The organism is Rhodanobacter glycinis (genome assembly GCF_900114325.1).
Classification (GTDB): Bacteria; Pseudomonadota; Gammaproteobacteria; order Xanthomonadales; family Rhodanobacteraceae; genus Rhodanobacter_A; species Rhodanobacter_A glycinis.
The window spans coordinates 34727-54054 of the sequence record NZ_FOSR01000011.1 but is presented as its reverse complement, the minus strand read 5'-3'; the positions used below and the strand labels follow the sequence as shown (position 1 = coordinate 54054).

General features: G+C 66.1%; 18 protein-coding genes. 14 read left to right on the top strand and 4 right to left on the bottom strand.

Features of this window, described 5'->3' with window-relative positions; translation table 11 throughout:
- Nucleotides 1-87: 87 nt before the first annotated feature.
- The gene (locus BMY90_RS12485) at nucleotides 88-1599 is read right to left on the bottom strand and encodes a helicase HerA-like domain-containing protein (protein ID WP_092704378.1); all 1512 of its coding nucleotides are present in this window, start codon (nucleotides 1597-1599) and stop codon (nucleotides 88-90) included.
- A 143-nt stretch (nucleotides 1600-1742) separates the two neighbouring features.
- Between BMY90_RS12485 and BMY90_RS12480 the strand changes: the two genes are divergently transcribed.
- Nucleotides 1743-3233: a transglycosylase SLT domain-containing protein gene (locus BMY90_RS12480; RefSeq protein ID WP_092704376.1), complete on the top strand. Its 1491-nt coding sequence runs from the start codon at nucleotides 1743-1745 to the stop codon at nucleotides 3231-3233.
- Between the two features lie 92 nt (nucleotides 3234-3325).
- Here BMY90_RS12480 and BMY90_RS12475 read toward each other — a convergent pair whose 3' ends face one another.
- Both BMY90_RS12475 and asd read right to left on the bottom strand, forming a co-directional pair.
- Nucleotides 3326-3766, bottom strand: coding sequence for a hypothetical protein (locus BMY90_RS12475; protein ID WP_008215708.1), 441 nt, complete (start codon nucleotides 3764-3766; stop codon nucleotides 3326-3328).
- Between the two features lie 126 nt (nucleotides 3767-3892).
- Nucleotides 3893-4738 carry an archaetidylserine decarboxylase gene (asd, locus tag BMY90_RS12470; protein WP_092704374.1) on the bottom strand — a complete coding sequence of 282 codons (846 nt, stop codon included), beginning with the start codon at nucleotides 4736-4738 and terminating at the stop codon, nucleotides 3893-3895.
- 175 nt (nucleotides 4739-4913) lie between these two features.
- Here asd and prmB point away from each other — a divergent pair, with 175 nt between their 5' ends.
- The 10 genes from prmB to BMY90_RS12420 all read left to right on the top strand — a co-directional run bounded on the left by prmB (nucleotide 4914) and on the right by BMY90_RS12420 (nucleotide 15051).
- Nucleotides 4914-5840 (top strand): 50S ribosomal protein L3 N(5)-glutamine methyltransferase, encoded by a 927-nt coding sequence (gene prmB / locus BMY90_RS12465; protein ID WP_092704372.1) that lies wholly within the window; start codon nucleotides 4914-4916, stop codon nucleotides 5838-5840.
- Between the two features lie 3 nt (nucleotides 5841-5843).
- Entirely contained in the window at nucleotides 5844-6386 is a 543-nt protein-coding gene (locus BMY90_RS12460) for a GNAT family N-acetyltransferase (RefSeq protein WP_008215712.1), read from the top strand.
- A 78-nt stretch (nucleotides 6387-6464) separates the two neighbouring features.
- The gene (aroC, locus tag BMY90_RS12455) at nucleotides 6465-7553 is read left to right on the top strand and encodes a chorismate synthase (RefSeq protein WP_092704370.1); all 1089 of its coding nucleotides are present in this window, start codon (nucleotides 6465-6467) and stop codon (nucleotides 7551-7553) included.
- Nucleotides 7554-7584: 31 nt separating this feature from the next.
- Complete coding sequence (locus tag BMY90_RS12450) at nucleotides 7585-8622, top strand: 2-hydroxyacid dehydrogenase (protein ID WP_092704369.1); 1038 nt, start codon at nucleotides 7585-7587, stop codon at nucleotides 8620-8622.
- Nucleotides 8619-9647: an aspartate-semialdehyde dehydrogenase gene (locus BMY90_RS12445; protein ID WP_092704367.1), complete on the top strand. Its 1029-nt coding sequence runs from the start codon at nucleotides 8619-8621 to the stop codon at nucleotides 9645-9647. Before BMY90_RS12450 ends, BMY90_RS12445 begins: the two co-directional genes overlap by 4 nt.
- An 8-nt stretch (nucleotides 9648-9655) precedes the next feature.
- Nucleotides 9656-9961 (top strand): hypothetical protein, encoded by a 306-nt coding sequence (locus BMY90_RS12440; protein ID WP_139201743.1) that lies wholly within the window; start codon nucleotides 9656-9658, stop codon nucleotides 9959-9961.
- 194 nt (nucleotides 9962-10155) lie between these two features.
- Nucleotides 10156-12513 carry a motility hub landmark protein FimV gene (locus tag BMY90_RS12435; RefSeq protein WP_092704363.1) on the top strand — a complete coding sequence of 786 codons (2358 nt, stop codon included), beginning with the start codon at nucleotides 10156-10158 and terminating at the stop codon, nucleotides 12511-12513.
- 107 nt (nucleotides 12514-12620) lie between these two features.
- On the top strand, nucleotides 12621-13388 hold the full coding sequence (gene truA, locus BMY90_RS12430) for a tRNA pseudouridine(38-40) synthase TruA (protein WP_008207705.1): 768 nt from the start codon (nucleotides 12621-12623) through the stop codon (nucleotides 13386-13388).
- Complete coding sequence (locus BMY90_RS12425) at nucleotides 13385-14020, top strand: phosphoribosylanthranilate isomerase (protein ID WP_092704361.1); 636 nt, start codon at nucleotides 13385-13387, stop codon at nucleotides 14018-14020. Before truA ends, BMY90_RS12425 begins: the two co-directional genes overlap by 4 nt.
- The gene (locus BMY90_RS12420) at nucleotides 14017-15051 is read left to right on the top strand and encodes a cupin-like domain-containing protein (protein ID WP_092704359.1); all 1035 of its coding nucleotides are present in this window, start codon (nucleotides 14017-14019) and stop codon (nucleotides 15049-15051) included. The genes BMY90_RS12425 and BMY90_RS12420 overlap by 4 nt, the downstream gene beginning before the upstream one ends.
- 8 nt (nucleotides 15052-15059) lie before the next feature.
- Here BMY90_RS12420 and BMY90_RS12415 read toward each other — a convergent pair whose 3' ends face one another.
- On the bottom strand, nucleotides 15060-15950 hold the full coding sequence (locus BMY90_RS12415) for a LysR family transcriptional regulator (protein WP_092704357.1): 891 nt from the start codon (nucleotides 15948-15950) through the stop codon (nucleotides 15060-15062).
- A 130-nt stretch (nucleotides 15951-16080) separates the two neighbouring features.
- Between BMY90_RS12415 and trpB the strand changes: the two genes are divergently transcribed.
- From trpB to accD, 3 genes are all read left to right on the top strand, one after another.
- Nucleotides 16081-17292: a tryptophan synthase subunit beta gene (gene trpB / locus BMY90_RS12410; RefSeq protein ID WP_092704355.1), complete on the top strand. Its 1212-nt coding sequence runs from the start codon at nucleotides 16081-16083 to the stop codon at nucleotides 17290-17292.
- Between the two features lie 110 nt (nucleotides 17293-17402).
- On the top strand, nucleotides 17403-18203 hold the full coding sequence (trpA, locus tag BMY90_RS12405; protein WP_092704353.1) for a tryptophan synthase subunit alpha: 801 nt from the start codon (nucleotides 17403-17405) through the stop codon (nucleotides 18201-18203).
- 48 nt (nucleotides 18204-18251) lie between these two features.
- Nucleotides 18252-19127 (top strand): acetyl-CoA carboxylase, carboxyltransferase subunit beta, encoded by an 876-nt coding sequence (accD, locus tag BMY90_RS12400; protein ID WP_092704351.1) that lies wholly within the window; start codon nucleotides 18252-18254, stop codon nucleotides 19125-19127.
- The last annotated feature ends 201 nt before the right edge of the window (nucleotides 19128-19328 follow it).

The window sequence follows — 19328 nt, the reverse complement described above, 5'->3', positions numbered from 1 at the left end:
CTCTTGTCGGGTACCGCGAAAACCCTTCGCGCACAGGGTGCGCTCCTACATGAGATCGCCTGCCGCGGCGAGGTCGCGGGCAGGCGTTCAACGCTTGCCGCCGAAGATGCCGCCCAGCACGCCGCGCAGGATCTGCCGGCCGAGCTGACTGCCCATGGTGCGCACTACTTGCTTGCCCATGGTTTCGATCATGCCCTGGCGGCGCTTGGTGCCGAACAGGGCATCGTGGACGGCGCCGCTCCAGGCCGGGCCGGTTTCGCCGCTGGCTGCGGCCTTGGTCGGCGCGTCGGCAGCGACGGCATTTGCATCGGCGGCCTTGTCGTCGGCGCGCTTGGCCAGCATTTCCGCCGCCGATTCACGATTCACGGAGGTGTCGTATTTGCCACCCACCGGCGAGCGGCTGCGGATGGTGTTGCGCTCGTCGGCGGTGATGGCGCCGATGCGGCAGCACGGTGTGCTCACCAGTATCTGTTCCACCGGGGCGGGCACGCCGCCTTTGCCCAAGGTGGAAGCCAATGCCTCGCCCACGCCGAGTTTGCCGATGGCTTCGGTGACGTCGAGTTTCGGATTGGCCACGAAGGTTTCGGCGGCGGCCTTCACCGCTTTCTGGTCGCGCGGGGTGAAGGCGCGCAGCGCGTGCTGGATGCGGTTGCCCATCTGGCCCAGGATTTCGCCGGGTACGTCGTCCGGGTTCTGCGAGCAGAAATACACGCCCACACCCTTGGAGCGGATCAGCCGCACCACCTGTTCCACCCGTTGTTGCAGAGCCGACGGGCAATCGTCGAACAGCAAGTGTGCCTCGTCGAAGAAGAACACCAGTTTGGGCTGGTCGAGGTCGCCGACTTCGGGCAGTTGCTCGAACAGCTCGGACAGCAGCCACAGCAGGAAGGTGGAGTACAGGCGCGGCTTCAGGATCAACTGGTCGGCGGCCAGCACGTTGATCACGCCGCGGCCGCTCATGTCCTGGCGCATCAGGTCGGCCAGTTCCAGCGCGGGCTCGCCGAAGAATTGATCGGCGCCATCCTGTTCCAGTTGCAGCAGGGCGCGCTGCACCGCGGCCAGGCTCTGTTTGCTGATCAGACCGTAGTGAGTGGAGATGTCCTTGCTGTTGTCCACCGCGAAGTTGAGCATCGCGCGCAGGTCGGCCAGGTCCAGCAGCAGCCAGCCGTTGTCGTCGGCCACCTTGAAGACCACTTCCAGCACGCCTTGCTGGGTGTCGTTGAGGTCGAGCACACGGCCGAGCAGGGTCGGGCCCATCTCGCTGATGGTGGCGCGCACCGGATGGCCGAGCTTGCCGTACAGGTCCCAGAACACCACCGGGTTGGCCTGCGGCTTCCAGTCGCTCAGCTTGAGCTTGTCCAGCCGTGCCTTGAGCTTGTCGCCCGGCGCGCCGGCGGCCATCGCCAATCCGGCCAGATCGCCCTTCACGTCCGCCAGGAAGCAGGGTACGCCCAGCTTCGAGAAACCTTCGGCCAGCACCATCAACGAGACCGATTTGCCGGTGCCGGTGGCGCCGGCAATCATGCCGTGGCGGTTGCCGAAGTGCGGGTCGAGGCTGACGCTGGTGCTGTTGTTGCGGCCGATGAGGATGTCAGTCATGGCATTCCGTCCAATGGGGTTGCAGGGATTGTAGCCAACCGTGGCGATTTGCCGTCGGCGCACTCGCACCGCGCGTGGATAGCTGTCGACGCACATTGAGTCCACCTGCATTGCCCGTTATCGTGGGCGTTTCCCGCGGTCAGATGTTCCTCATGTCGTACTTCCCTGTTGCACGTTCCCTGCGTCTCGCTCCCCTGGCCGCGGCGCTGGGCCTGCTCGCTGCCTGCGCCACGGGTGGCAGCAAACCGGCGGCTCCGGCTTCCGTGAAGGCGCTGTACGCCCAGCTCGACCAGGCCAGCCAGGGCTACGAAACCGCGTTGCAACAAGCGCGCGACAACGACACGGATGCGTCGGAAAAGACCTTGAAGCAATCGCTGGATCAGCTGCGTGATGCCGCCGCGCATTGCGAGAACACCGAGGGCTGCGACCCGCAGCGCTTCTTCTCGGTATTCGATCATCTGCTGCGCCTGAAGGATGGCAGCTTCATCGGCGACGAATCACCCGATGACAAGGACAACGAATCCCCCAGCGGCCAGGTCGCCGGCCTGAATGGCGCGGCCAGTCTGCCGCAGGCGCAGCGCAGCGTGATCCTGCTGCACGGGCAGAAGCTGTCCGAGCTGATTGCGATGAATGGCCCGGTGAAGGCTGCGCTGGAAATGTGGTTGACCCAGTGGCGCCCGAACCTGATGGACGCCTACGTCAACTACGAGTACCTGCGTCACGAGATGTGGCCGCAATACCAGAAGGCGGACCTGCCCGAGGCGCTGCTGTTCGGCATCATGGCGAAGGAATCCGGTGGCAAGGTGCATGCGGTGTCGCGTTCGGGCGCGGCCGGGCCGTTGCAGTTCATGTATGCCACCGGCTTGCGCTTCGGGCTGGGCAACGTCAACGGCTTCGACACGCGTTTCGATCCCGCCGATGCCGCGCGTGCCAATGCTGCGTACATCAATGAGCAGCTCAAGGCCTTCAACGACAACCTCGAACTGACCCTGGGCGCCTACAACGGCGGCGAGGGACGCATGCGCCGACTGGTGGGCAGCGACACCTCGGTGAGCTTCTACGACCCGCGCATCTACGACCAGCTCTCGCAGGAAACCCGCGATTACGTGCCTTCCGTGCTGGCGGCGGCATGGTTGTTCCTGCATCCGAACAGCTACAACCTGCGTTTCCCGAAGATCGACGGCGTTCCGGGGCACATCACGCTGAAGCGCGCGGCCTCGATTTCGGAGCTTACCGTCTGCCTCGGCGAAGCCGGTGGCATGCAGGACGGCTGGTTCCGTACCTTGCGCAACCTCAATCCGCGACTCGATCCGCAGCAGGAGCAGCCGGTGGGTGCCGTGCTGCAATTGCCCAAGCCGCTGGAAAAGGCGTACGCCTCGCGCTGCGTGGATGGGCCGTGGCCGATCCTGGCCAGTGATCTGCACAACGCCGTGGTGCCAGTGGTGCCGGTGCGGCACGATCCGCCACCGGTTTCGAAGGCCCGGCGCTACACGGTGCGTCATGGCGACACCATCAGCAGCATCGCGCGTCGCCAGGGTTGTTCCAGTGTGCACGAGATCGAACACCTGAACGGTATTCGCCATCACAGCATTCGTGTCGGCCAGGTGCTGAAGCTGCCTGCCTGCCGGCGCTGATACGCCAACGCCCGGCATGTGCCGGGCGTTGGAAAGGTGTTGCGTCGAGTGATGAGTGTGGCAGGTTCGTCCTGCCCTCGGACCTGGCGGCTTCAGGCCGCAGCGCTGGAATTCATCCACTGCTCGGCGATGTCGCCGTCACGATGGTGTACTTCCTTCAGTTCGCGCAACACGCGCAATAGCTGGCGGTGCTGCGGCTGCACGCTGGCGTGGGGCGACTCCTTGGTTTCGTGGTAAGCCACCGCCAGCCACAGCGCGATGCCGCGCAAGGCCACTTCGGCATTGTCCGATTGCGCACGGGTGAAACCGATCGCCGTGCCCTGGCCCCACGGCTGGTAGCGATCCTCGGGCGGTGTGCCATAGAGGTGGGGGAAGTCGCACTGCGAAGCCTGCCCGATCTCGCGCAGGGTCAGTGTGCCCAGGCGCGCGCGGCTGCGGCCGGGCAGTGCATGGATGCTTCGTTCGATCTCCTGGAACTGGCGCTGCAGCTGCCTGGCGCGGTTCATCGCAATGAGTCGGGTGACGATATGCATGCAGTCCTCGATCTGGCTGGCGGCGCAAGCGCCGGGCAAGCGAGGAGCATAACGATTGTGAAGACGCCGTATGCCCAGAGCGTCACAAAATGACGGAATGTGTCACGTTCCGGGTGTGCAACTGGGTCAGAGTGCCGCTTTTCCCAGTCGCTGCCCCACCTGGATCGGCTGCTGCGGCTGCAAGGCATCGAGCTCGGCCGTGCCTTCCGGCAGCAGCATGATCACGGTGGAACCCATGTTGAAGCGTGCCATTTCGGCGAAGCGTTCCAGCGTGATGCCCTGGCCTTCGAACGACTTGCGGCGGATGGATGAGGCGTAGGGCGGGATCACCAGACCGTCCCACACCGTGGCCACCGATGACACCAGGATGGCGCCCACCATCACCACCACGAACGGGCCGTGTTCGCCTTCGAAGTGGCAGACCAGCCGCTCGTTGCGCGCGAACAGGCGCGGAATCGCTTCCACCGCGAACGGTGCCACGCTGAAGATGCGGCCGGGCACGTGCACGGTTTCCTTCAGCGTGCCTTTCAGCGGCATGTGCACGCGGTGGTAGTCGCGCGGCGACAGGTAGACGGTGACGAAGCGGCCATTGCGGTACGGCGCGGCCTCGGCCTCGCTGCCGCCGAGCAGTTCGGCGGCGGTGTAATCCTGGCCCTTGGCCTGGAAGATCCGCCCGTCGACGATCGTGCCGGCCTGGCTGATGCGGCCATCGGCCGGGGAGATCAGTGCGGCCGGATCGGCGTCGGCCTGGCGCGCACCGGCTTTCAACTTGCGCGTGAAGAAGGCATTGAAGTGCTGGTAGGCCAGCGCATCGGGCTGCACGGCCTCGGTCATGTCCACGTGGTAATTGCGCACGATGGTGCCGATCAGCCAGTTCTTCCACGGCGCGAAGGTCCAGCGCGTGGCCCAGTAGATCAGCCGTGACAGGAAGCGGTGTGGCAGGGCGTATTGGAGGAATACTTTGAAAGTCATCCGGCGAAGTATAGGGGGCAGCAGTGAGGGAAGAGGAGCGGGAAGTGAGTGGAGAGGAGTGAGAAGTGAGAGAAAGGCATGAGTTCCCGGCAAGCTGCCTTCTCTCACTTCTCACTCCTCTTCCCTCACTCCTCCCTCGCTATACTTGCCGGTCTTTATCGTTTCAGGTGTCGCCGTGACCGCCGAACTTGCCACCATCATCGATTTCATCCGCTACGGTGCCAGCCGTTTTTCGGCGGCCGGGCTGACCTTCGGCCACAGCCACGACAACCCCATCGACGAGGCCACGCACCTGGTGCTGGCCTGCCTGCACCTGCCGCCGGACATTCCGCCGGCCTATGGTGCCGGTCGGCTCACCACGGCCGAGCGCGAGCAGGTGCTGGCGCTGATCGAGCGCCGCGTCAGCGAGCGCCTGCCGGTGGCCTACCTGGTCGGCGAAACCTGGTTCGCCGGGCTGAAGTTCAAGAGCGACCATCGCGCACTGGTGCCGCGTTCGCCGATCGCCGAGCTGATCGAGTCGGGCTTCGCGCCGTGGCTGGATGGCCGCCAGATCGAACGCGCGCTGGACCTGTGCACCGGCTCCGGCTGCATCGGCATCGCGATGGCCGAGTACAACCCGGACTGGCAGGTGGACATCGTCGATATCAGCGATGACGCGCTGGCGCTGGCCCGCGAGAACATCGCGTTCCAGCATGTCGAGGGCCGCGTCGAAGCGGTGAAGTCCGACCTGTTCGCGGGCGTGAAGGGGCGCAAGTACGACCTGATCGTGTCCAATCCGCCCTATGTCACCGAGGACGAGTACGCCGCCTTGCCGGGCGAGTACGCGCACGAGCCGAAGCTGGGTCTCACTTCGGGCGAGGACGGGCTGGATATCTGCCTGCGCATCCTCGATGAAGCGGCCGACCTGCTCAGCGACGACGGCCTGCTGATCGTCGAAGTGGGCGAAAGCGAGCACGCGCTGGCGGCCTTGCTGCCCGAGGTGCCGTTCGTGTGGATCGAGTTCAAGGTCGGACCGATGGGCGTGTTTGCGCTGGAGCGGCGCGACCTGGTCGAGTATGCGGCGGTAATTCATGCCGCCGCCGTCGCGCGCCGGCCTGGCTGATCGATGGAACTGGCCACGGCGCGATTGCGGCTGGATGCACTTCATCCAGGCGATGCCGCGACGCTGTTCGCCTACCGTGCCGACCCGCGGGTCAGCCGTTACCAGGGGTGGCGCCCGGGATCGGTCGAGGCGGCGCGGGAGTTCATCGAGCGCCAGCAGGGCGTGGTGTTTGACACGCCGGACAGCTGGTTCCAGTTCGCCATCCGCTGGCGCGATTCCGCTGAACTGGCGGGGGACCTCGGCCTGCATTTCGTGGGCAGGGATACCGTGGAACTGGGCATCAGCCTCGCTCCATCGTGGCAGGGCAAAGGGCTGGCTACCGAGGCGCTGGCGGCGATGCTTGACCTCGCTTTCGGCGAGCTGGGGCGGCATCGGGTGTTCGCTTCGGTCGATCCGCGCAATACGCCGTGCGTACGGTTGCTGGCAGGGCTCGGCATGCGCCAGGAGGCGCATTTTCGCGAAAGTTTTCGTGATGGCGACGCATGGGCCGACGACGCGATCTACGCGCTGCTTGCCCGCGAGTGGCGTGCGCGGGCCGCTGGTTGAGGTTTCTTGTGCGCCGCGACATGCGGCGCAAACCCGGGTAAGCTTGGACGGCTCTCATCGGATGGACGTCCAAACCCCGTGTCCAGCAATTCCTTCGGCAAACTCTTCACCGTCACCACCTTTGGCGAAAGCCACGGGCCGGCGATTGGCTGCGTGATCGACGGTTGTCCGCCGGGGCTGCCGATCGATGCCGGCGAATTTCGTCACGATCTCGATCGTCGCGCCACCGGCAAGAGCCGGCATACCTCGCAACGCCGTGAAGCCGACGAGGTGGAGATTCTTTCCGGCGTGTACGAGGGACGCAGCACCGGCACGCCGATCGCGCTGCTGATCCGCAATACCGACCAGCGCAGCAAGGATTACGGCGACATCGCGCAAACCTTCCGCCCCGGTCACGCCGATTACAGCTACTGGCAGAAGTACGGTATCCGTGACCCGCGGGGCGGCGGTCGTTCATCGGCACGCGAGACCACCATGCGCGTGGCCGCCGCAGTAGTCGCCAAGAAGTGGCTGGCCGAGCGCCACGGCGTGCGCGTGCGCGGTTACCTGTCGCAGTTGGGCGACGCAAAGCCTCGCGGTTTCGACTGGAATGCGGTCGAGCAGAATCCATTCTTCTGGCCCTGCGCGGAACAGGTGCCGGAGCTGGAAAAGGCCATGGATGCGCTGCGCAAATCCGGCGATTCGGTCGGTGCGCGCGTTACCGTGGTGGCCGATGGCGTGCCGCCGGGCTGGGGTGAGCCGATCTACGGCAAGCTGGATGGCGATCTGGCGTCGGCGTTGATGTCGATCAATGCGGTGAAGGGTGTGGAAATCGGCGACGGTTTCGCGGCCGTCGAACAACACGGCAGCCAGCATCGCGATGAAATGCGTTTGGACGGCTTTACGTCCAATCATGCCGGTGGCATCCTTGGGGGCATCAGTACGGGTCAGGCGGTGGTTGCCTCGATCGCGCTGAAGCCCACTTCAAGCATCCTGATTCCCGGCCGCAGCGTGAACCTGGCCGGCGAGCCGGTGGAAGTGGTCACCAAGGGCCGTCACGACCCCTGCGTCGGCGTTCGTGCCACGCCTATCGCCGAGGCGATGATGGCGCTGGTGCTGATGGATCATGCACTGCGTCACCGCGCCCAATGTGGCGATGTGGGCGCGGTGCAACCGCGCATCCCGTGACGGGTCGTTCGCAGTATTGGAACCAGGACAGATGACCGACAAGCCCAGCGTATGGGTCTCGCGCCCCACCTTTCCCGACGTGATCGCGCGGTTGCAACCGCATTTTCGCGTGGTGGAAGAGTCGGTGGAGCGGACCTTGGGCCCGGCTGATCTGGTGGCGAAACTGGCTTCCCACGATGCAGCCATCGTCGGCATGAAAGAGCGCATTGGTGCGGCGGAAGTGGCGGGTGCAAAGCACCTGCGCATCGTGGCCAACCTGGCCGTGGGGTACGACAACCTCGACGTGGCCGCGCTCACTGCCGCTGGCATCGCTGCCTCGAACACGGCCGACGTGCTCAACGAGAGCGTGGCCGACCATGCCTGGGCGCTGTTGCTGGGCGCGGCGCGGCGCCTGGGCGCCGCCGAACGCTGGCTGCGAGCGGGCCAGTGGCATGCCACCGAATTCAAGGGTTGGCTGGGCACCGATGTGCGCGGTGGCACCTTGGGTATTCTCGGCATGGGGCGTATCGGCCAGGCCGTGGCGCGTCGCGCTTCGGGATTCGGCATGCCGGTGATCTACCACAACCGTTCACGCCTGCCCGAGGCCACCGAGCATGAATGCCATGCGCGTTACGTGGACAAGGCGGACTTGCTGCGCGAAGCGGATTTCCTTGTGCTCGTGTTGCCGCTGACGCCTGATACCCGTCACGCGATCGGCGCCGCCGAACTGGCGCAGATGAAACCGACTGCGGTGCTGGTGAACGTGGCGCGCGGCGGCATCGTGGACGATGTGGCGCTGGCCGCCGCCTTGCGCGACGGGCGGCTGGCCGCGGCCGGACTCGACGTGTTCGAGGGCGAGCCGCGCGTGCATCCCGACCTGCTGGCGCTCGACAACGCGCTGCTCAGCCCGCATATCGCCAGCGCCACGACCGGAACCCGTCGCGCGATGACCGCAGTGGCCGTGGACAATGTATTGGCACTGTTCGGCCATGGCCCGCATGCCGGGCATCCACCCAACCTGCTGAACCCCGAAGCGCTGGCCGTGGCCCGCGCGCCTCTTTCACCACCCCGACAAGAATCTATCCGATGAGCAAGAAGAGCAGTTACAAGGTTGCGATGGTTGGCGCCACTGGCGCCGTGGGCGAGACCCTGCTCGCCATCCTCGCCGAGCGCGATTTCCCAGTCAGCGAGCTGGTGCCGCTGGCCAGCGAGCGTTCCGCTGGCGGCAAGGTGGAGTTCGCGGGCAAGCAGGTGACGGTGAAAAACCTGGCCGATTACGACTTCGAGGGCGTGGATATCGCGTTCTTCTCGGCTGGTGGCTCGGTCAGCAAGGTGCATGCACCGCGTGCGGCCGCGGCTGGTGCGGTGGTGATCGACAACACCTCCGAGTTTCGCTACCAGGACGACATCCCGCTGGTGGTGAGCGAGGTGAATCCGCACGCCATCGCGCAGTACACCACGCACGGCATCATCGCCAATCCGAACTGCTCGACCATGCAATTGCTGGTGGTGCTGGCGCCGATTCACCGGGCGGTGGGCATCGACAAGATCAACATCGCGACCTATCAGTCGGTGTCCGGGGCAGGGCGCTCGGGCATGGAAGAACTGGGCAAGCAGACCGCGGCGCTGCTCAATTTCCAGGACGTGGAAAGCAAGAAATTCCCGAAGCAGATCGCGTTCAACGTGATCCCGCACATCGACGATTTCCAGCCCAACGGCTACACCAAGGAAGAAATGAAACTGGTGTGGGAGACGCACAAGATCCTGGAGGATCCGTCGATCGAGGTGAACCCCACCGCGGTGCGCGTGCCGGTGTTCTACGGCCACGCCGAGGCGGTGCATATCGAGACGCGCGACAAGATCACGGCCGAACAGGCCCGGGAACTGCTGGAACAGGCCGATGGCGTGGTGGTTCAGGACGAGCGCAAGGCGGGCGGTTATCCTACGCCGGTGGGTGATGCGGCCGGCAAGGATCCGGTATTCGTGGGCCGCATCCGCGAGGGCCTGGCCGGCGAACACGGGCTCAACCTGTGGGTTGTCGCCGACAATATCCGCAAGGGCGCGGCCCTGAATGCCGTGCAGATTGCCGAACTGCTGATCGAGAACTATCTGTGACGTATCGCTTGCCGTTTTCGTGTGTGCCCGGCCTGCTGACGCTGGGCTTGTTGTCGCTGCCGGCCCTGGCGGCGGGTACGCAGGCGGCGGCCCCGCGCGTCGCCGCCGCCCCGGCCGCATCCAGCCCGCTTCAACAGCAGCTGAGCCGCGACAAAAGCCGGGTAGCGCGGCTGCAGCAGGGCGTGGCAGAGCAGGAGTCGCGCAGCCGGCAGGCGGCGGCCCGGCTGCAGCAACAGGACAGCACCATCGCCGAGCTGAAGAAACAGCTGCAGGCGGTGCAATCCGGTCAGAGGCCTTCCCCCGCGGGGCAGTGATCGGTACGGACCGGGAGCTTGTCGAGTCTGGTGGGCCCGACAGCCTTCAAGGCGCGATGCACTGCCCATTTCCCTCCCCCGGCTATTGTTGATTGGCGGCTATCTAACTAAAGTGACGCCTCAATTCGTAAAGTTGCCGTCATTCCGCGGTGACGAAAGCAACTGGCGGTATTCGGGTAGTTGGGGGAGCAGGCATGAATCGTTCGTTGAAGTTGTCGGTGCTGGCAGCGCTCGCGCTGGGCAGTAGTCAGGCACTGGCACTCAATCTGGGTCAGATCCAGGTCAAATCCGCACTGGGCCAGCCCTTGCGGGTGGAAATTCCGGTGAATCCGGCCAGTCCGGCGGAATTGCAGAACCTGAGCGCGCGCCTCGCCTCGAGCGATGCCTTCACCCGCGCCGGCATCACCGATGGCCGTCCCTCCGTGCCGCTGCAGTTCAAGGTGGCCGATGAGCACGGCCACAAGGTGATCCTGGTTACCAGCAGCGTGCCGGTCAACAACCCCTATATCGATCTGCTCATCGAAGTCAGCAGCGCCGCCGGCACCAGCGTGCACGAATATCCGGTACTGCTTGATCCGCCGGCCGGCAAACTGGCCGGCGCGACCTCCGGCAACCGCCACGCGGGCCACCATGCCGCCGCCAGCCATGCGGCGCCGGCAAGCCCCCGGCCGTCGACCACGGCCCGCCAGGCGCCCGCTGCCGGAGTGAAAAATGGCGAGTACGGTCCGGTGCAACGCGGCCAGACGCTGTCGGCTGTCGCTCGCGACGTGGCACCCAGCGGGGTCAACGTCGACCAGATGATGCTGGCGTTGAAGCAGGCCAACCCGGATGCCTTCTATCGCGACAACATCAATGCGCTGAAGGCCGGCGCGGTGTTGCGCGTTCCTTCGCGTGACGACGCCCTGGCGATGAAGGTGGCCGAGGCCGCCGCTGCCGTGCGGCGGCAGAACAGCGACTGGAGTGGCGGTGCCGCGCGCACGCCGACCTCCGTGGCGGCCGCCGCCACCCGCGCCAATGCGTCCAACTCGCCGACAAGCCATGCCGGCACCGGCGATCGCTTGGCGCTGGTACCGGCCGGCAACAGCGGACAGGGCGCTGGTTCCGGCGGCGGCAAGCATGGTTCGGTCGCCAGCTTGCGCCAGGATCTGCAGCGCAGCCAGGAAACGCTGGCCAGCCTGCAGCAGCAGAGCGCGGACCTGAATTCGCGCCTGAAGGACCTGAAGGACATCAACAGCAAAAACCAGCGCCTGCTGTCGCTGAAAGACAACGAGATTGCCGCGCTGCAGGCCAAGCTGGCCGCCGCGCGCAAGGCCGCCGGGCTGCCGCCGCCCAAGCCGCTGGCGGCCACGCCGGCGCCAGCCGAGGCTGCGTCCAGCAATGCCACGGCGCCGCTGGTGGCGGCCGTGACGGCGCATGAAACGCCCAAGCCGGCGGTAGCGGCTCCAGCCCACGCAGGCACGGCATCGACCGCGACCACGCCTGCCGTGGCGAGCAGCGCAGCTGCCGCGCCCCCAGTCGTCGCCGCCCCCAAGCCGGCGGTGAAGAAGCCCGTGGTGCACAAGCGCCCGGCGGTTCATCCTGCGCCGTCGCCCGAGCAGCCCTGGTACATGCAGACGTGGGCGATGATCGCCGTTGCCGCCATCGTGGTGTTGGGCCTGCTCATGCTGCTCGCTTCACGCGGTCGTCGCGGCAAGGCGGCCACGCCGGGTCGTCCGACCCCGCCGTCGTCGCTGGCCGATCGTTTCGGTGACGCGCCGATCCCGTCGGCTGCCGGCGGCGCCGATCCCGACCAGGACGAACTGCTCGACCAGCTGGCCGAGCATCCGGATGACGTGGGCCTGCACCTGGAGCTGGTCAGCCTGTATTACAGCCGTCGAGACGTCGAACATTTCGAGGCCGCGGCCGAAGCCATGTATGCGCATGTCAGCAGCCCGCAGCAGGATGAGTGGCAGGACGTGGTGCACATGGGCGAGGATCTCACCCCGGGCCACCCGTTGTTCGCCCATGCCGACGAGAGCCATGCGCATCACGACGCGGACGTTCACGACGAAGTCGTGCCGCCACGCACCGAGGATGAAATCCAGGCGTTGAACGAGTTCGACCTGGACAGCTACGCCGACGAGGCGCCGGTCGATGCGTCGACGGGTCCGACCCCGCCGCCGCTGCGCGCGAACCAGAAGGTCAGCGAGTACCACTTCGACTTCAACCTGACACCGCAACAGGCTCGCGCCCAGGCTGCCGCCGAGGAAGCGGAAGCGGCTGCGGCTCCGGTCAAGCCGGTCGAGCCAGTGGTTGCGCCGAAGGACGAAGCCGTGTCGAGCTGGAACTTCGACGAGCCGGCCACGACATCGCATGCGGAGCCGGCCGGCGACGAGTTCGGCGATTTCGGCGAGCTCAATGACGACCCGGTCGATACCAAGCTCGACCTGGCCCGCGCCTACCTCGACATGGGCGATCCCGATGGCGCCCGCGCGATGCTCGAAGAGGTCTTGCAGGAAGGCACTCAGATGCAGAAGGACGTGGCGAAGGGCTTGCTGGAAAAGCTAGCCTGACGTTCTTGCATCACGATTGATGGTTTCCGACAACGGGCCGGCTTTGCCGGCCCGTTGTCGTTGCGGCCCTGCTACGCTTTGCTCTTCATGTGTTCTGCGGTTTCTTCATGCGCATCGCTCTTGGCATCGAATACGACGGCACCGGCTTTCTCGGCTGGCAACGGCTGAGCCACGGCGCGACCGTGCAGGGCGCGTTGGAGCAGGCGCTGTCGTCGGTGGCGGCCCACCCGGTGGATGTCACCTGTGCCGGTCGCACCGATGCCGGCGTGCACGGCGTTTGCCAGGTGGTGCATTTCGACACCGAGGCCCGACGCGACCTGCGCGGCTGGACACTTGGCGCTTGCTCCAACCTGCCCACGGGCGTGGCGGTGCTCTGGGCGCATGCGGTGCCGGAAGACTTTCATGCGCGTTTTTCCGCGCGTAGCCGGCGTTATCGATACACCCTTCTCAATCGCCCGATACGGGCGGCCTTGCGTGCGCGCTACGTGACCTGGGAGCGCTTGCCGCTGGATGCCGGACGCATGCATGCCGCGGCGCAGGCCCTGCTGGGCGAGCACGATTTCAGCGCCTTCCGCGCGGCGTCGTGCCAGGCCGCGCATGCCAATCGCTGCGTGCTGGCGGTGAGCGTGCATCGCAGCGGCGAGGAGGTGGTGGTGGAGATCGAGGCGAATGCCTTCCTGCACCACATGGTGCGCAATATCGTCGGATCGCTGCTGCCGATCGGTCGTGGCGAACAGCCGGTCGAGTGGATGGCCGAACTGCTGGCCGGGCGCAATCGTGACGTGGCCGGTCCCACCGCGTTGCCCAACGGGCTGGCCTTCATGGGGCCACGCTACGAGGCACATTGGGGCCTGCCGCCGGAGGTGAGCCAATGACGCGGATCAAGTGTTGCGGCATGACCCGGACCGAGGATGCGCTGCTGGCGGCGCGACTGGGGGCGGACGCGATCGGTCTGGTGTTCACCGCCCGCAGCCGGCGGCAGGTGGACATCGCACAGGCCCGGGCGATCCGCCGCGCGCTGCCCCCGTTCGTCACCTGCGTGGCGCTGTTCATGGACGACGAGGCATCCCTGGTCGAGGAGGTGCTGGCAACGGTGCGGCCCGACCTGTTGCAATTCCACGGCGAGGAAAACAACGACTGGTGCGCGCAATTCGGCGTGCCATGGTTGAAGGCCGTGGCGATGGGCGAGGGGGCTGCCGCATTGCCGAGGTTGCGCGCTTATCCCGATGCCATGGGCTTGCTGCTCGATGGGCATAGTCTCGGTGAGGCCGGCGGCAGTGGCAAGGCGTTCGACTGGTCGCTGATGCCGCACGACCTGGCGCAACCGCTGCTGCTGGCCGGCGGCCTGCATGCCGCCAACGTGGGCGCGGCGATTCGGGCGGCGCGACCGTGGGCCGTGGACGTGGCCAGCGGCGTGGAGTCCGCGCCAGGCATCAAGGACCCGGCCAGGCTGGCGGCTTTCATTGCGGCCGTGCGCGCCGCGGACAAGACGGAAGAAGCGTCATGAGCGAACTTTCCCGCGCGACCCCTGCGCCCGCCGCCATCGAGGAATACCAGGCCGGCGGTGATCGCCCGTTCGGACTCGACGACGTGCTGGGCCGCGAGCGTCCGCTGGTGATCCGTGGCCTGGTGCGTGACTGGCCGATCGTGAAGCTGGCGCAACAGTCGGACACGGCCTTCGCGCAGCGGTTGGCGGAGCTGGACAACGGTGCCGACGTGAGCACCTTGATGATCGAGCCGGACGCCGATGGCATCATCGGCTACACGGCGGACATGAGCGATCTCAGCTACCAGCACTTCAAGGTGCCGGTGACCCTGGGGCTGCAGCGCCTGGCAAAGTACAGCCGGCGCGAAGATGCGCCGGGGCTGGTGATCCAGAGTGCGCCGATCCGCGATTGCCTGCCCGGATTCCTTGCCGATCATGCGCTGCCTTTCCTTGACCCCGGCGTGGAGCCGCGCCTGTGGATGGGCAACCGGGTCACCACGCCCACGCATTTCGATTCGCAGCACAACATCGCCTGCGTGGTGTGCGGCACGCGCCGCTTCACGCTGTTCCCGCCGGAGCAGCTGCCGAACCTCTACATCGGCCCGCTGGATTTCGCACCCACCGGTGCCGCGATCAGCATGGCGCGGCTGGACCGGCCGGATGATCCGCGCTATCCGCGCCTGAAGCGCGCACTGGCGGCGGCGCAGGTGGCCGAGTTGCATCCGGGCGATGCGATCTACATGCCGCCCTTGTGGTGGCACAACGTCGAATCGCTGGAGCGGCTCAACGCGCTGGTGAACTATTGGTGGAACCCGGTCGATATCCCGGGCTACCACACCGGGCATGCGCGGGCGGCGCTGTACCACTGCCTGCTCGCCTTCCGTGCGCTGCCGTCCGCCGAGCGCGACAGTTGGCGGAACCTGCTGGATCACTACGTATTCGGTGACGAAGAAGCCATTGCGCATATCCCCGAGCATCGCAGGGGCGTGCTCGGTCCACTCACGCCCGAGACCATCGAACAACTGAAGCAGGGTGCGCGCCAGCACCTTTGACGCTTCATTCAAGGCTGCATCAGTTCCCGCTGCAACCAGTTCGACAGTGCGGTCACGCGTGCATCGCCAGCGCGCTTTGGCGCGCACAGGGCCCAGCTCGCCCGGGTTGGACGAAACCCCCACGGCGCAAGCAGGCGGCCGGCGGCCAGGTCGTCGGCCACCAGTTGCTGCGGAGCGATGGCCACGCCGAGGCCGGCTACTGCCGCCTCCAGCAGATAGTAAAGATGTTCGAACGACTGGCCGTAATGCAGGCGGCTGGCGGCGATGCGTTGCGTGCGCGCCCATGCCGGCCACGCTTGCGGGCGCGAGGCGGTGTGCAGCAGGGCTTCCTTGCACAAGGCGGTGGCGCTGGCCTTGCGCAGGGCGGCCTGATGCGGGTGACGCGGACTGAATACGGGGCCGATCCGTTCCGGGGCGAGTTCGTGCACCTGCCATTCCGTCGGCCAGGGCGGTTCGGCCAGCAGCAACGCGGCGTCCAGGCCGGGCAGCGCGGCGGCCGGCATGCCTTCGGCGGCGGACAGGTGCAGTTTCAGTTCCGGCAAGTCGCGGCCCAGCCGGTCCATGCGTGGAATGATCCAGCGCGCCAGCACGCTGCCGGAGCAGCCGAGCACGAACGGTGCGTGGTTTGCGCCGTGGCGCAGTTCCTCGCAGGTCTTGCGCAGTTGCGTGAATGCCCCGGCGACACTGTCGCGCAGGCGCAGGCCCGCGGCCGTCAGTGCCAGGCCGCGCCCTTCGCGGCTGAACAGCGCTACGCCAAGCTCGGCTTCCAGGGCACGGATCTGTCGGCTTACCGCGCCGTGGGTCACGTGCAGTTCGAGACCGGCGCGACTCACGCTTTCCAGCCGCGCCGCCGCCTCGAAGGCACGCAAGGCATTCAGCGAGGGCAGTTCGCGGGACATGGCATCTGTGAGTTTTTCTGACAGGTTGTGGTGATCTTATCGCTTTTTCCGGATGCGCCGCTGCGCTAGGGTAAACGCCTTGTCGCAATGCTCTGGCGTTGCGACGATTTCCCTCATGCGAGTAACGGCGATGTCCACGATTGACGACTTCCATGCCTGGCCCGATGCGCAAGGCCGTTTTGGCAATTACGGCGGCAGCTATGTGGCCGAGACACTGATCGCGCCGCTGGCCGAGCTGACCGAGGCCTACCTGCGCTTGCGCAAGGATCCCGCTTTCATCGCCGAGCTGGATCGCGACCTGACGAATTACGTGGGGCGGCCCAGCCCGATTTATTTTGCCGAACGGCTGACGAAGCACGTGGGCGGCGCGCGCATCCTGCTCAAGCGCGAGGACCTGAACCACACCGGCGCGCACAAGATCAACAACACCGTGGGCCAGGCGCTGGTGGCGCGGCACATGGGCAAGACCCGCATCATCGCCGAGACCGGCGCCGGCCAGCATGGCGTGGCCAGCGCCACGGTGGCCACGCGGCTGGGTCTGGAGTGCGTGGTCTACATGGGGGCGGTGGACATCGAGCGGCAGAAGGCGAATGTCTACCGGATGAAACTGCTGGGCGCCGAGGTGGTGCCGGTCACCTCGGGCTCGAAGACGTTGAAGGACGCCTTGAACGAGGCCATGCGCGACTGGGTCACCAACGTCGCCGACACCTTCTACATCATCGGCACGGTGGCCGGGCCGCATCCGTATCCGCTGATGGTGCGCGACTTCAATGCCATCGTGGGTCGCGAGGCGCGCGCGCAGATGCTGGCACAGTACGGCCGTTTGCCCGACGTGCTGACGGCATGCGTGGGCGGTGGCTCCAACGCGATCGGCCTGTTTCATGCTTTCCTCAACGACCGCGACGTGCGCATCGTCGGCGCCGAGGCGGCGGGCGAGGGCATTGCCACCGGTCATCACGCCGCGTCGCTGGCGGCGGGTCGGCCGGGCGTGCTGCACGGCAACCGCACCTATGTGTTGTGCGACGACAATGGCCAGATCACCGAAACGCATTCGGTCTCGGCAGGCCTCGACTATCCCGGCGTCGGCCCGGAGCATGCCTTCCTCAAGGATGCCGGTCGTGCCGATTACGTCGGTGTCACCGACGACGAAGCGCTGGAGGCCTTCCACCTGCTGGCGCGCAGCGAAGGCATTCTTGCCGCGCTGGAATCCAGTCATGCGGTGGCGCAGGCGATCAAGCTGGCGCGCGAATATCCGAAGGACGGCATCGTGCTGTGCAACCTGTCCGGCCGTGGCGACAAGGATGTGCATACGATCGCCGAACGCGAAGGAGTCGAAGTCTAGGAGTGAGTGGAGAGGAGTGAGGAGTGAGAGAAAAGCTTCGCACTCCGACACCTCTCGCACTTGCCTCGGCTCTCTCTCACTTCTCACTACTCTTGGCTCACTTCTGCCTTATGAATCGCATCGACGCTCGTTTTGCCCAACTCAAGGCTGCGCATCGCACCGGCCTGATCCCGTTTGTCACCGCGGGCGATCCGTCGCCCGAACATGTGGTGGCGTTGATGCACGCGCTGGTCGAGGCCGGTGCCGACCTGATCGAGCTGGGCGTGCCGTTTTCCGACCCGATGGCCGACGGTCCGGTGATCCAGCACGCCAGCGAGCGCGCGATTGCGAAGGGCGTCGGTCTGGCCGATGTGCTGGGCTGGGTCGCCGAGTTCCGCCAGCGCGATGCAGACACGCCGGTGGTGCTGATGGGCTATCTCAACCCGGTCGAGATCCACGGTTATGCGCGCTTTGCCCGGGAAGCCGTGCAGGCGGGAGTCGATGGCGTGCTGCTGGTCGATTGCCCACTGGAGGAATCCGCGGTGCTGGCATCGTTGCGCGAGGCCGGCTTGCGGCAGATCCTGCTGGCGGCGCCAACCACCGCACCCGCGCGTATGGCAGCGTTGTGCGAGTCGGCCGAGGGCTTCCTGTATTATGTGTCGTTCGCCGGGATTACCGGCGCGGGGCGCTTGAGCACCTCGGACATCGCCGCTCGCGTGGCGGATATCCGGGCCCATGCCAGGACGCCGGTGGCGGTGGGCTTCGGCGTGCGCGATGCGCAGAGTGCGAAAGCCATTGCCGCTTTCGCCGATGCAGTCGTGATCGGCAGCGCGCTGGTGGAACGGTTGGCAGGTGCGGATGAAGAAGGCGAGATCGCCGCGCGTGCGCGGGCGTTCCTTGAACCGATCCGCACGGCGCTTGATGCACCTTGAAACGGCTGACCTGGCCGCTTCGAGGCCAGGAACGTTCGAGGTGTTGCGATGAATTGGCTGCAGAAAATCATGACTCCGCGTGTTCGCACGCAAGGCTCCGCCGCTGCTGCCGGCAAGGGCAAGGTGCCCGAAGGCGTGTGGGAGAAGTGCGGCGGTTGCGGCACGGTGCTGTACAAGCCGGAGCTGGAACGCAACCTGATGGTGTGCCCCAAGTGCGGCCATCATCACGCCATCCGTGCCCGTGCGCGCCTGCAGTCCCTGTTCGACGAAGGTTCGACCAGGGAATGGTGGTCGAGCATGGAAGCCAACGACCCGCTGAAATTCCGCGACTCGAAGAAGTATCGCGACCGCATCGTCGCCGCGCAGAAGTCCAGCGGCGAGAAGGACGCGATGATCGCGATGAGCGGCAAGCTCAAGGGCCGCTCGCTGATGGCGGTGTCCTTCGACTTCGCCTACATGGGCGGCTCGATGGGCTCGGTGGTGGGCGAGAAGTTTACCCGTGCGGCCGAGAAGGCATTGGCCGAAAAGAGCGCACTGGTGTGTTTCTCCGCCACCGGCGGCGCGCGTATGCAGGAATCCCTGTTTTCGCTGATGCAGATGGCCAAGACCTCGGCGGCGCTGGCGCGGCTGCGCGATGCCGGCGTGCCGTACATCAGCGTGCTGACCAATCCGACCACCGGCGGCGTGTCCGCCAGCCTGGCCTTGTTGGGCGACATCAATATCGGCGAGCCGAAGGCGCTGATCGGCTTCGCCGGCCCGCGCGTGATCGAGCAGACCGTGCGCGAGACGTTGCCGGAAGGTTTCCAGCGTTCGGAATTCCTAGTCGAGCATGGTGCCATCGACCTGATCGTCGACCGCCGCGAAATGCGCGACAAGCTGGCCGACCTGCTTGGCCTGATGACCAAGGCGCCGCGCGCCGCGTGAGCGTCGATACATGATCGCAACGACGATGCCGCCTTCGGGCGGCATCGTCGTTTCTGCCCTGGAGGTTTTCCACAGCTTGTGTGGATGGTTGTCGAACAAAGCTGTGGACAAGCCGATTTCATGGCTTTGCCGACAAGCACTTGGCACGCGTTGATGAAAATTTGCGCAGCGTGCTTCAGCTTTTCCACAGTGACTGTGGAG

Coding starts and splice junctions, on each gene's coding strand:
- BMY90_RS12485 (WP_092704378.1), bottom strand. CDS start 1,599: ATGACTGACATCCTCATCGGCCGCAACAACAGCACCAGCGTCAGCCTC.
- BMY90_RS12480 (WP_092704376.1), top strand. CDS start 1,743: ATGTTCCTCATGTCGTACTTCCCTGTTGCACGTTCCCTGCGTCTCGCT.
- BMY90_RS12475 (WP_008215708.1), bottom strand. CDS start 3,766: ATGCATATCGTCACCCGACTCATTGCGATGAACCGCGCCAGGCAGCTG.
- asd (WP_092704374.1), bottom strand. CDS start 4,738: ATGACTTTCAAAGTATTCCTCCAATACGCCCTGCCACACCGCTTCCTG.
- BMY90_RS12460 (WP_008215712.1), top strand. CDS start 5,844: ATGGAACTGGCCACGGCGCGATTGCGGCTGGATGCACTTCATCCAGGC.
- BMY90_RS12450 (WP_092704369.1), top strand. CDS start 7,585: ATGACCGACAAGCCCAGCGTATGGGTCTCGCGCCCCACCTTTCCCGAC.
- BMY90_RS12445 (WP_092704367.1), top strand. CDS start 8,619: ATGAGCAAGAAGAGCAGTTACAAGGTTGCGATGGTTGGCGCCACTGGC.
- BMY90_RS12435 (WP_092704363.1), top strand. CDS start 10,156: ATGAATCGTTCGTTGAAGTTGTCGGTGCTGGCAGCGCTCGCGCTGGGC.
- truA (WP_008207705.1), top strand. CDS start 12,621: ATGCGCATCGCTCTTGGCATCGAATACGACGGCACCGGCTTTCTCGGC.
- BMY90_RS12425 (WP_092704361.1), top strand. CDS start 13,385: ATGACGCGGATCAAGTGTTGCGGCATGACCCGGACCGAGGATGCGCTG.
- BMY90_RS12420 (WP_092704359.1), top strand. CDS start 14,017: ATGAGCGAACTTTCCCGCGCGACCCCTGCGCCCGCCGCCATCGAGGAA.
- BMY90_RS12415 (WP_092704357.1), bottom strand. CDS start 15,950: ATGTCCCGCGAACTGCCCTCGCTGAATGCCTTGCGTGCCTTCGAGGCG.
- trpB (WP_092704355.1), top strand. CDS start 16,081: ATGTCCACGATTGACGACTTCCATGCCTGGCCCGATGCGCAAGGCCGT.
- trpA (WP_092704353.1), top strand. CDS start 17,403: ATGAATCGCATCGACGCTCGTTTTGCCCAACTCAAGGCTGCGCATCGC.
- accD (WP_092704351.1), top strand. CDS start 18,252: ATGAATTGGCTGCAGAAAATCATGACTCCGCGTGTTCGCACGCAAGGC.